The sequence below is a fragment of the Streptomyces sp. NPDC051569 genome (assembly GCF_044454085.1).
Taxonomy (GTDB): domain Bacteria; phylum Actinomycetota; class Actinomycetes; order Streptomycetales; family Streptomycetaceae; genus Streptomyces.
Genome location: NZ_JBITDJ010000020.1, coordinates 66,759 through 78,642 on the forward strand (window position 1 = coordinate 66,759; position 11,884 = coordinate 78,642).

Sequence of the window (11,884 nt, forward strand, 5' to 3'; positions counted from 1 at the left end):
CCGGATATGTCGTTCCCCTTCCTGACCGTGACGGCGGCGCTGCCCGCGGTCGGCGCGATCGCCACGGCGGCCGTCCCCGCCGCCCGGCGCACCGCCGCCAAGTGGCTGGCGCTGATCTTCTCGCTCGCCACGCTCGTGCTGGCCGCCATCGTGCTGGCCCGCTTCGAGCCCGGCGGCGACCGCTACCAGCTCACCGAATCGCACGCCTGGATCAAGGATTTCGGCGTGCGGTACGAACTGGGCGTGGACGGCATCGGGGTGGTGCTCCTCGCACTGACCGCGCTGCTGATCCCCTTCGTGATCCTGGCCGGCTGGCATGACGCCGACCCCCTCGAAGAGGTCAACACGAACCGCCGCTGGCGGCCGACCCAGGGCTTCTTCGCGCTGATCCTGATGGTCGAGGCGATGGTGATCCTCTCGTTCGAGGCCACCGATGTCTTCCTCTTCTACATCCTCTTCGAAGCCATGCTCATCCCGATGTACTTCCTCATCGGCGGCTTCGGGGACCGTGCTCACGCCGGCGGCGACGAGGCGGCGGCCACCCAGCGTTCGTACGCGGCGGTGAAGTTCCTCCTCTACAACCTGGTCGGCGGCCTGATCATGCTGGCCGCCGTCGTCGGGCTGCAGGTGGTCACGGGCACGTTCTCGCTCTCCGAGATCGCGGCGGCCCGCGCCGACGGCACGCTGAACATGGCGACCAGCACCGAGCGGTGGCTCTTCCTCGGCTTCTTCTTCGCGTTCGCCGTGAAGGCACCGCTGTGGCCGCTGCACACCTGGCTGCCCAACGCCATGGGCGAGGCCACCGCGCCCGTCGCCGTCCTGATCACCGCGGTGGTCGACAAGGTCGGCACGTTCGCGATGCTGCGCTTCTGCCTCCAGCTCTTCCCGGAGGCGTCCAAGTGGGCCACGCCGGTGATCCTGGTGCTGGCACTGATCAGCATCCTGTACGGCGCGCTCCTCGCGGTCGGTCAGCGCGACATCAAGCGGCTGATCGCCTACGCGTCGATCTCGCACTTCGGCTTCATCATCCTGGGCATCTTCGCGATGACCAGCCAGGGCCAGTCGGGCGCCACGCTCTACATGGTCAACCACGGGATCTCGACGGCCGCGCTGATGCTGGTGGCCGGTTTCCTGATCACCCGGCGCGGTTCGCGGCTCATCGCGGACTACGGCGGCGTGCAGAAGGTCGCCCCGGTCCTCGCCGGCACGTTCCTGATCGGCGGTCTCGCCACGCTCTCGCTGCCGGGGCTCTCCCCGTTCGTGAGTGAATTCCTGGTCCTGGTCGGCACGTTCAGCAGGTATCCGGCGATCGGCATCATCGCCACCACCGGCATCGTGCTCGCCGCGGTGTACGTGCTGGTCCTCTACCAGCGCACGATGACCGGCCCGGTGAAGGCCGAGGTGCGGTCCATGCCGGATCTGCGGGTCCGGGAGCTGGTGGTCGTCACCCCGCTGATCGGACTGCTCCTCTTCCTGGGCGTCTACCCGAAGCCGCTGACCGAGATCGTCAACCCGGCGGTGACGCACACGTTGTCCGACGTCCACAAGACCGATCCCAAGCCCGAGGTGGAGGCCGCTCCGTGAGCGCGACATCTGTCCACAGCCTGTGGACAACGGCGGCGGCCGGCGGAATCGACAAGATCCCGGCCCCGAACATCGAGTACACGCAGCTCTCGCCCACACTGATCGTGCTGGGCGCGGCGCTCCTGGGGGTGCTGGTCGAGGCGTTCGTCCCGCGCGGGCGGCGCTACCACGCACAGCTCCTGCTCTCCTTCGTCGCCCTGGCCGGCGCCTTCGCGGCGGTGGTCGCGCTCGCGGCCCACCAATACGGCACGGACAAGGCGCATATCGCGGCCATGGGCGCCATCGCCGTCGACGGTCCCGCGCTCTTCCTTGAGGGCACCATCCTGCTCGCGTCGGTCGTCGCCGTGTTCACCTTCGCCGAGCGCCGGCTCGACCCGGAGACCCACGGCAACCGCGTCGACTCCTTCGCCGCGCAGGCCGCGTCCGTCCCGGGCAGCGACAGCGAGAAGGACGCGGTCAGGGCCGGGTTCACCACCACCGAGGTGTTCCCGCTGGCCCTGTTCGCCATCGGCGGCATGCTGGTCTTCCCGGCGGCCGACGACCTGCTGACGCTCTTCGTCGCGCTGGAGGTCTTCTCCCTCCCGCTCTACCTCCTCTGCGCCCTCGCCCGCCGCAAGCGGCTGATGTCGCAGGAGGCCGCGGTGAAGTACTTCCTGCTGGGCGCGTTCTCGTCGGCCTTCCTGCTCTTCGGGATCGCCCTGCTGTACGGGTACGCGGGCTCCGTCTCGTACGCCCGGATCGCGGAGGTCGTCGACGGCACCGTGCAGAACGTCGACCCGGCGCTCGCGGACACCATGGGCAACGACGTCCTGCTGCTCATCGGCGGCGCGTTGGTCCTGATGGGGCTGCTCTTCAAGGTGGGCGCGGTGCCGTTCCACATGTGGACCCCGGACGTCTACCAGGGCGCGCCCACCCCGGTCACCGGCTTCATGGCCGCCGCGACCAAGGTGGCCGCCTTCGGCGCGCTGCTGCGGCTGCTGTACGTCGTCCTGCCGGGCCTGCGCTGGGACTGGCGGCCGGTGATGTGGGCCGTCGCCATCATCACGATGCTGGGCGGTGCGGTCGTCGCCATCACCCAGACCGACATCAAGCGGCTGCTGGCCTACTCGTCGATCGCGCACGCGGGCTTCATCCTGGCCGGTGTGATCGCGGCGACGCCCGCCGGCATCTCGTCCGTCCTCTTCTACCTGGCGGCGTACTCCTTCGTCACGATCGGCGCGTTCGCCGTCGTCACGCTGGTCCGCGACGCGGGCGGCGAGGCGACGCACCTGTCCAAGTGGGCCGGTCTCGGACGGCGTTCGCCACTGGTGGCCGCGGTCTTCGCGGTCTTCCTGCTGGCCTTCGCGGGTATCCCGCTGACCTCCGGCTTCTCCGGAAAGTTCGCGGTCTTCAAGGCGGCGGCCGACGGGGGCGCGGGAGCGCTGGTCGTGGTCGGTGTGATCGCCTCGGCGATCGCCGCGTTCTTCTACATCCGGGTCATCGTGCTGATGTTCTTCAGCGAGCCGAAGGCCGACGGCCCGACGGTCGCCGTCCCGTCCCCGCTGACGATGACGGCGATCGGCGTGGGCGTCGCGGTCACCCTGGTCCTCGGCGTGGCCCCGCAGTACTTCCTGGACCTGGCGGGCCAGGCGGGCGTCTTCGCGCGGTAGCGATGTCCTGCCCGGTCGGGCCCGGCGCCTCGGTGAGGTGGCGGGCCCGACCGCGTTCGGCCTACGCCTGGCCGGCGGCGCGTCGGCGGGGCGTGATCGCGGTCAGGTCGAGATCGGCGGTGAACGGCTCGGAGACTTTCATCCGGTCGTGGAAGATTCCGGTGCTGGTGTAGGCGCCGGTGGCCGGCTCCAGTTCGAAGACGTAGACCACCGCGCGGCCCTCGTTGTTCTCCACCCGCCAGTAGTGCGGGATCCTCGCGCGGGCGTATGTCACCGGCTTGGTCTCGCGGTCCCGTGAGGTCGATTCCGGCGAGACGACCTCGATGGCGAGGCGTACGGACTCGGCGGGGAATCGCGTCTGGTTCGGGTCCCCGATGACGTCGCCGTCGACGACGATGACATCGGGCTCCGGCCGGTTGTACCGGTCGATATCGATGGTGAATTCGCGCACGACCTCCAGATCGGCGGGGGCGAGGGACTGCAGCTGCCATTCGAAGAAGCTGACCGCCCGGGTATGGAAAAGAGTCTGCGGACTAACGAAGACAAGGCTCCCGTCGATCAGCTCCGTGTGCGGAGGCAGGTTCGGAGGCCGGTCCAGGTCGTCAGCTGTCCAGCCGCCCACGGGCCGGACGGGCCAGCTGGGCTCCGGGGCCTCGGGCTCGGGCTCGACGCTCATCAGTGCTCCCATGCGACGGAGTCTCGCGGGTCCGTCCAGCGTATCCGCGAGAACGTGATCAAGCTCCCGCGTACGTGTGAACGAGTCCCGTGGCGTTGACGCGGGCCGTCGGCCGGGGACGATCCGGCCTGTCAGCCGGGGACGATCCGGCCCGTCACCTCGCCGAGGCCCACCCGGGTGCCGTCGGGGCCGGGGGCCCAGGCGGTCAGGGTGACCTCGTCGCCGTCCTCCAGGAAGGCGCGCTTGCCGCCCTGCAGTTCCAGGGGCTCGGTGCCGTTCCAGGTGAGTTCGAGGAGGGAACCGCGCTGCTCGCGGGCGGGGCCGCTGACCGTACCGGAGGCGAAGAGGTCGCCCGTACGGAGGGAGGCGCCGTTGACCGTCATATGGGCCAGCTGCTGGGCCGCCGTCCAGTACATGGTGGAGAAGGGCGGCTCGGAGACGACCTCGCCGTTGAGGGAGACGGAGAGGTGCAGATCGAAGCCGCCGGGCTCCTCGTCGTGCGTGTCGTCCAGATAGGGGAGAAGGTCCTCGGTACGGGCCGGGGGGCGCACGCGGGCCGCGTCCAGGGCCTCCAGCGGGGTGACCCAGGCCGAGACGGACGTGGCGAAGGACTTGCCCAGGAACGGGCCGAGCGGCACGTACTCCCAGGCCTGGATGTCGCGCGCCGACCAGTCGTTGAGCAGGCAGAGCCCGAAGACGTGGTCGCGGAAGGACGCGAGATCCACCGGGCCGCCCTGCCGGGAGGGCGCGCCGACGACGAAGCCGACCTCCGCCTCGATGTCGAGCTTGACGGAGGGGCCGAAGACAGGCGCCGGGTCGGCGGGCGCCTTGCGCTGGCCGGACGGGCGCACCACGTCCGTGCCGGAGACGACGATCGTGCCGGCCCGGCCGTGGTAGCCGATCGGCAGGTGTTTCCAGTTGACGGGCAGCGCGAGGCCGTCCGGACGGAAGATCCGGCCCACGTTGGTGGCGTGGTGCTCGCTCGCGTAGAAGTCGACGTAGTCGGCGACCTCGTACGGCAGATGCAGGGTGACCGCGTGGAGCGGGTACAGGAGCGGCTCGATGTCCGCCCGGTGCGCGGGGACGGTGACCCACGCGGTGAGTGCCCGGCGGACATCGCGCCAGGCCGTGCGGCCCGCCGCCATCAGCGGGTTCAGGTTCGGCCGGTCGAGCAGCGCCGCGTACGGGGAGCCCAGGGCGTGCGCCGCCGCCCCCGCGTCGAGCACCGAACCGCCGATGCGGACGCCGAGCCGGCGGCGGCCGGGCTCGTCGGCGGTGGAGAAGACTCCGTACGGCAGGTGGTGCGGACCGAAGGGATCGCCCTCGGCCGGATCGAGCGGGCTCTGCTCGGGCATGGGGTGCTGCCTCGCTTTCCGGATCGGTGCAGGACACGTTACGTCGCCGCTGCCCCGTGGCGGCAGTGGCGAAAAGCCCGCAATGACCGGAAAGCAGCGAGTGCGGCCGGTGGTTCGAGGTCCGTACCGCCGGTAGCCCCGAACGCGGCCTCCCGGGGTCAGCCCGCCGTGCGCGGAATGCGCTTCTCCCAGGTCCGGTGGAAGACCACCTCGGACCCGTCGTGGCAGATCACCTCGTTGGTGGTGACGAAGACGTCCGCGTCGCAGCTGATCCCGGAGCGGGTCTCGACACGCGCGTCCCAGGCCGGTTCCGGCCGGCGCAGCCGGATCCTCCACTCCGCGTGGGTGTGCGCGGACAGCGGGGCGCTCTCCTGGATCGTGTACGACTCCAGCGCCTCCTCGGTGTATTCGAGGCCGTCCGGATACAGCCGCGTACCGCCGTAGCGCGGGTCCACCTCCAGTCGCCAGAGGCCCTCGGCCACGTCCCGGATCACCAGCCGTTCGGGCCGTTCGCCGTCCAGCGTGGCGGGATGCACCACACCCAGCGGCGCCGACTGCTCGGCCGGCTCGAAGGAGATCGGGGGCGCGCCCCGTTCGGGCGTACGGACGGGGAGTTCGAGGAAACTGCCGGTCGGGTCCAGTACGAAGCCCGCCGAGTCCGCCTGCGGCCAGATCCACGGCCAGTAGGCGGACGAGACCGCGAGCCGGATGCGGTGGCCGGGCGGGAAGGTGTGCCCGATGGCGTTCAGCTCGAAGATGACGTCCTCGGTGGCGCCCTCCGGCCAGGGCTCGACCCGGTCGCGGCCGTTGCGCGAGGAGAGGTTGAGGACACCGCGCGTCACCAGGGTGGAGGAACCGTCCGGGGCGACGTCGCACAGCCGGGCGATCGCCTGTCCGGCCGGCACCTCCATGCGCAGGCGGAGCCGTACGCGCGGGCGGCCCAGGATCTCGATCGGCCGGGCCGCGGGCCCGCTCGCGACCGGGAATTCGAAGCACGCCGATCTCGCGTCCTCGTCACGCTGGTCGGGCGGCAGGTCCGCGTCGTTGCCGAACGGGAAGAAGCGGCCCGCGTCCAGCCCCGTGTGGTGCGGCGAGTCGACGACGACGGGCGGGCCCTGGAAGGCGTACGGCACGGGTGTGACGTTCGGGGAGGGCCAGGCCGGTTCGCCGACCCAGCGGCCCGGCAGCTCGGGGTAGACCGTGGCGGGCGGATGCGAGGCGGTCATCCAGGAGCGCAGGAGCGGTTCGTCCATCACCCCGGTGTCGACGCCCTTGAGGTGGTGGTCCCACCAGCGCAGGGTCTCCTGGAGGAAGCCGATCGCGGGCCCCGGCGGCAGGCCGCGGTCCGGGTACTGGTGCGACCACGGCCCGATCAGCCCCCGTACCCGCCCGGGGTCCAGGTGTTCGACCAGCCGCAGCACGGTGTCGCGGTACGGGTCGTGCCAGCCGCCCACGGCCAGGACCGCCGCCTTGACAGCGCCGTAGTCCTCGCAGACGCTGCCGCGCTTCCAGTAGGCGTCCCGGGTCTGGTGGCTCAGCCAGGTGTGGAGCAGCGGCTCGACGGCGTCGAGCCGGCGCAGCCACATCTCCCGCCAGCCCTCGCCCACATACCGGGGGTCCGGCGGCCGGGCGGCGAAGGCGAGCATCGTCGCCGCCCAGGCGTGCATGTCGACGGCGAGCACCGAGCCGCCCATGTAGTGGACGTCGTTGTCGTAGCGGTCGTCGCTCGAACAGACGGTGACGACCGCCCCCAGCGGCTCGGGCGCCAGGGCCGCGAGCTGGAGTGAGTTGAAGCCGCCCCAGGAGATGCCGAACATGCCGACCCGGCCGGTGCACCAAGGACGCGCGGCGAGCCAGTTGATCACCTCGACCCCGTCGGCCAGCTCGGTCGCGTCGTACTCGTCGCCGGGCAGCCCCTCGCTGTTGCCGTGGCCGCGCACATCGACCCGTACGGAGGCGTAGCCGTGGCCCGCGTACCAGGGGTGGCGCTGCCAGTCGCGCGGCGCCGTCCAGTCGCTGAGCCGGTACGGCAGATATTCGAGCAGCGCGGGAACGGGCTCGTCGGTGACCGGCCGCCAGATCCGCGCGTACAGCCGCGTGCCGTCGGGCAGAGGGATGTGTACGTCCTCGTGGGCCGTCTCGTACGGGAAGTCGGTGCGGATGGTGGGGGGCATTCCGGTCACCTCGATGGACGGACTCGCGGACGGGACGCACGCACGGAATACACGGAGGGACACATGAGCGACTTCTGGTCGTATGACTGATCCCGAACATACCGGCGGTGCCGGGAAGGCGCCCACGGTGATCGAAAGGCGACCGGATACGCTGACTTGAGTGAAGACAACGACACATCGACAATTCGTGTGAGCGTCAGCAGACAGGAGTACCTCTCGTGACCGTCGTCGGGCCGTTCGGGCTGAGCGTGCGGGACCAGGCTCTTGAGGCCGATGTCCAGACCGGATTGGCGGGTGTCGAGGCGGGGCTGCTCGACGCCACCAAGAGCGAGGTCCCGTTCATCACGGAGGCCGCTCAGCACCTGGTACGGGCCGGCGGCAAACGGTTCCGCCCCCTGCTGGTGATGCTCGCGGCGCAGTTCGGGGATCCGTACGCGCCCGGTGTCGTCCCGTCCGCCGTGGTCGTCGAGCTGACGCATCTGGCGACGCTCTACCACGACGACGTGATGGACGAGGCGGACGTCCGCCGCGGGGTGGACAGCGCCAACGCCCGCTGGGGCAATTCCGTCGCCGTCCTCACGGGTGACTTCCTCTTCGCGCGCGCCTCGCACATCCTGGCCGACCTGGGCCCCGAGGCCGTCCGCATCCAGGCGGAGGCCTTCGAGCGGCTGGTCACCGGCCAGATCCTGGAGACGGCGGGACCGCGCGACGGCCGGGACCCGGTCGACCACTACCTCGACGTCATCGCCGGCAAGACGGGCTCGCTGATCGCCGTCTCCATGCGCTTCGGCACGATGATGTCCGGTGCGGACGAGTCGGTCGTCGACATCCTCACCCAGTACGGGGAGCGGCTCGGCGTCGCCTTCCAGCTCGCCGACGACGTCCTCGACATCGCCAGCGACACCCACGAGTCCGGCAAGACCCCCGGCACCGATCTGCGCGAGGGCATCCCGACGCTGCCGGTGCTGCTGCTGCGCGCCCAGGCCGCGGCGCACGGCCGCCAGGAGGACCTGGACCTGGTCGAGCTGCTGGACGGCGATCTGGCGGACGACGACCGGCTCGCGGAGGCACTGCGCCTGCTGCGGGCGCACCCGGCCATGGAGCAGGCCCGCCGCGACACCGTGCGGTACGCGGAGGAGGCGCGGGCGACGCTCGTGCCGCTGCCCGAGGGCTACGCGAAGTCCGCGCTGCTGGAACTGTGCGACGCGGTGGTCCACCGCGCGGGCTGACAGGCCGTGCTGTCGTCCCGTCACCCGTAGGGCCGTCCCGTCCCCTTCGGGTTTCGTTTGCCCGTGGGTCCCCTCACCCGTCCGGTCGCGGCCGTCACCCGTCCGGGCACCGAGCCCTGCGTTGATTCCGTCGCGGATCCGCCCCTCGGTTCGCGTATGTCATACCGGAGCAGTACGGGAAGTTGCGTCTGCGGACTGACGCGTACGCAGGGCCGATTTGGTCAGATGGACAACACCACTCCTGACCAATTCGGGTGAGAATGGCGGCGAGGGGTGGACAAGTGCAATGGACGGAAGGCCGCCGACCACGGAGGTAGGGCACACATGGCACCGAACCACAGCGCACACATCGCCGAGGAGGACAACGAGCCCGGCTCGCGACGTCGGAAGGCCGCGCGTTACGCGCTTCCGGTCGCCGTGGCGGGGGTGACCGCGGCGACCATCGGGCTCGTCCCGGCGCTCGCCTCGTCGGGTGGTCCCGGACTGCTGAAGGTCAGTGCGCGGCAGCTCATCGAGAAGATCGCCGCGTCGGACACCCAGCAGCTCTCGGGCGCGGTGAAGATCACCACGGATCTGGGTCTCCCGCTGGACAGCCTCGGCGGCCTGAGCGGAGCGTCCGCGCTCCTGGGCAAGGGCTCCGGAGGCTCCTCCTCCGCCGACCCGGGCGACAAGCTGATGGAGCTCAGCTCCGGCACGCACACTCTGCGGATCGCGGTGGACGGCCCCGACAAGCAGCGGGTGTCGATCCGCGAGGACGCCGCCGAGTACAGCCTGATCCGCAACGGTGACGAGGTCTGGGCGTACAACAGCGGCTCCCGGCAGGCGTACCACGCCGCCTCTCCGAAGGGCACGGACCGCAAGGGCACGGACCGCAAGGGCACGGACCACAAGGCGGACCACAAGGGCGCGGACCAGAAGGGCGACGGCGCCCAGGGGCGTGAGCGACTGCCCGCCACGCCGCAGGAGTTCGCCGAGCAGGCGCTGAAGGCGGCGGGCGACACCACGTCGGTGAGCGTCGGCGGGACGACGCGGGTCGCGGGCCGAGACGCGTACCAGCTGGTCATCAAGCCGAAGCAGGCCGCCGGGTCCACGATCGGCTCGATCACGGTCGCGGTCGACGCGAAGACCGGCACCCCGCTCAAGTTCACGCTCGCTCCGAGCAGCGGCGGCAAAGCCGTCGTCGACATCGGCTTCACCAAGGTCGACTTCGGCAAGCCGGCCGCCTCCACCTTCGACTTCAAGCCGCCGAAGGATGCCGAGGTGACGGACGCGGATGACGTCGGGGCGGAGCGCAACCCGCTCAAGGAGTCGCTGACGAGCCCGCTGGAGGGCCTCACCGGGGCCTCCGGGCTCAGCGGTGGCGAGGGCGGCGCGAAGGTCATCGGCACGGGCTGGAACGCGGTCTACCAGCTGACGTCCCCGGCCGGCGCGAGTCTGCCCACGGCGCCGGAGCCGGGTGAGGGACCGCCGGCGGCGGCGGAGAAGTTCATGGACTCGCTGGGCGACAAGGTCAGCGGGAAGTTCGGCTCGGGCACGGTGTTCACGACCCGTATCGTCAACGCCCTGATGACGCGGGACGGCAAGGTCTACGTCGGCGCGGTGACGAAGGACGCGCTGGTGAAGGCCGCCAACCAGGCGAAGTGACGCGCCGGGGGCAGCGGCCGCCCCGCCCCCGCTCCGCCGTACGGACCGTACGGCGGAGCGGGGGCGGTCCTGCCCACAGCGGGACTAGAAGGTGAGCCGCCAGCTGTCGATGTACCCCGTGTCCTGGGCGGCGGTGTCCTGGACCCGCAGCTTCCAGACGCCGTTCGCGACCTCGCTCGACGCGTCCACCGTGTAGGTGGTGATGACGTTGTCCGCCGAGTCGCCGCTGCTGGAGTTCTTCAGCCGGTACGCCGTACCGTCCGGCGCGATCAGGTCGATGACCAGGTCACCGCGCCAGGTGTGCTTGATGTCCACACCGACCTTGAGGGCGGCGGGAGCGTTGCCCGTACGGCCGGCGACGGTCACCGAGGAGGTGACGGCGGCGCCGTTGTCCGGCACGGAGACATCGGTGAGGTTCTCGTAGACATCGCCCGCCGGGGCGGTGGAGGCCGCCGAGAGCGTCCAGACCGCGTAGGCGATGGCGTCGCTGTTGTGGTCGAGCGCCGTGTCGTCGATGTTCGCCAGGGTGTCGCAGGAGGCGTGGTAGCAGCGGTCGAACGCGAGCCCCGAGGTGCCGCCCCACTTCTGTGCCTGGGCGGCGGTCTTGATGTAGTCGGCGCCGCTGAAGAGCCCGCCGACCGGGATGCCGGCGGTCTTGAACGGGGCGTGGTCGGAGCGGCCGTCGCCCTCGGTCTCTATCTCCGTCGGGATGCCGATCCCCGCGTAGTAGTCCTTGAAGGTCTGCTCGATCGCCGGGTCGTCGTCGTAGACGTAGTAACCCGGGTTCGGGCTGCCGATCATGTCGAAGTTGAGATAGCCGTTGATCCTGGACCGGTCGGCGGCCGGCAGGTTGGTGACGTAGTACTTCGAGCCGATCATCCCCAGCTCCTCGGCGCCCCACCAGGCGAACCGCAGATGCTTTGCGGGCTGGAGCTGTGCCCGGGAGACGGCGAGCGCGGTCTCCAGGACGGCCGCGGACCCCGAACCGTTGTCGTTGATACCGGCGCCCGCGGTGACCGAGTCGAGGTGGGCGCCGGACAGGATGACCTGGTTCGGATCGCCGCCGGGCCAGTCGGCCACCAGGTTGTAGCCGGTGGCGCCGCTGGAGGTGAACTGCTGCACGGACGTGGTGAATCCGGCCGCGTCCAGCTTGCCCTTCACGTAATTGACGGACGCCAGGTAGCCGGCCCGGCCGTGGGCGCGGTTGCCGCCGTTGGCGGCGGCGATCGACGAGAGCTGGGTCAGATGCGCCTTGACGTTGGCGAGCGGGATGTCGGGCGCCGTCGGCGCCAGGGAGACGGCGGGCAGGGAGACGGCGGCCAGGGAGACGGCGGGCAGGGCGGCCGGCGCGGACCGCGCGGGTCTCGGCGGGGCCGGGGCCGCTGTCGCGGCCGGTGCGGCGGCGGCGAACAGAGCGGCGAGCGTGAGCCCTGCCGCCGTGGTCACCGCGGCCGTACGCGCGGGTATTCGGTGCGCTCCGGGAACGGAGATGGTCATGTGGGGGCTCCGGATTCCGAACGAGGACGGGACGGAACGTGCGAAGGGGAAGCCTTGGTGCGGTTGGCGTTGGTGC

At 70.8% G+C, this 11,884-nt stretch carries 8 protein-coding genes; 4 read left to right on the forward strand and 4 right to left on the reverse strand.

Annotated features, from left to right (window positions below; genetic code table 11):
* The first annotated feature begins 6 nt into the window (after positions 1 to 6).
* The gene (locus ACIBAE_RS24385) at positions 7 to 1,584 is read left to right on the forward strand and encodes an NADH-quinone oxidoreductase subunit M (protein ID WP_399289246.1); all 1,578 of its coding nucleotides are present in this window, start codon (positions 7 to 9) and stop codon (positions 1,582 to 1,584) included.
* Positions 1,581 to 3,233, forward strand: coding sequence for an NADH-quinone oxidoreductase subunit NuoN (nuoN, locus tag ACIBAE_RS24390; protein WP_399289248.1), 1,653 nt, complete (start codon positions 1,581 to 1,583; stop codon positions 3,231 to 3,233). The genes ACIBAE_RS24385 and nuoN overlap by 4 nt, the downstream gene beginning before the upstream one ends.
* Positions 3,234 to 3,294: 61 nt before the next feature.
* Here nuoN and ACIBAE_RS24395 read toward each other — a convergent pair whose 3' ends face one another.
* The 3 genes from ACIBAE_RS24395 to ACIBAE_RS24405 form a co-directional block, all read right to left on the reverse strand.
* Positions 3,295 to 3,921 carry a Uma2 family endonuclease gene (locus ACIBAE_RS24395; RefSeq protein WP_399289250.1) on the reverse strand — a complete coding sequence of 209 codons (627 nt, stop codon included), beginning with the start codon at positions 3,919 to 3,921 and terminating at the stop codon, positions 3,295 to 3,297.
* A 119-nt stretch (positions 3,922 to 4,040) separates the two neighbouring features.
* The gene (fahA, locus tag ACIBAE_RS24400) at positions 4,041 to 5,264 is read right to left on the reverse strand and encodes a fumarylacetoacetase (protein WP_399289252.1); all 1,224 of its coding nucleotides are present in this window, start codon (positions 5,262 to 5,264) and stop codon (positions 4,041 to 4,043) included.
* 158 nt (positions 5,265 to 5,422) lie between these two features.
* Positions 5,423 to 7,438, reverse strand: a complete 2,016-nt coding sequence (locus ACIBAE_RS24405; RefSeq protein ID WP_399289254.1) for a CocE/NonD family hydrolase — start codon at positions 7,436 to 7,438, stop codon at positions 5,423 to 5,425.
* Between the two features lie 218 nt (positions 7,439 to 7,656).
* Between ACIBAE_RS24405 and ACIBAE_RS24410 the strand changes: the two genes are divergently transcribed.
* Together ACIBAE_RS24410 and ACIBAE_RS24415 are read left to right on the forward strand one after the other, a co-directional pair.
* Positions 7,657 to 8,667 carry a polyprenyl synthetase family protein gene (locus ACIBAE_RS24410; protein WP_399289256.1) on the forward strand — a complete coding sequence of 337 codons (1,011 nt, stop codon included), beginning with the start codon at positions 7,657 to 7,659 and terminating at the stop codon, positions 8,665 to 8,667.
* Positions 8,668 to 8,991: 324 nt separating this feature from the next.
* Positions 8,992 to 10,311: an outer membrane lipoprotein carrier protein LolA gene (locus tag ACIBAE_RS24415; protein WP_399289258.1), complete on the forward strand. Its 1,320-nt coding sequence runs from the start codon at positions 8,992 to 8,994 to the stop codon at positions 10,309 to 10,311.
* Between the two features lie 84 nt (positions 10,312 to 10,395).
* On the opposite strand, the gene ACIBAE_RS24420 is transcribed toward ACIBAE_RS24415, so the two are convergent.
* On the reverse strand, positions 10,396 to 11,808 hold the full coding sequence (locus tag ACIBAE_RS24420; RefSeq protein ID WP_399289260.1) for a M28 family metallopeptidase: 1,413 nt from the start codon (positions 11,806 to 11,808) through the stop codon (positions 10,396 to 10,398).
* Positions 11,809 to 11,884: the final 76 nt, after the last annotated feature.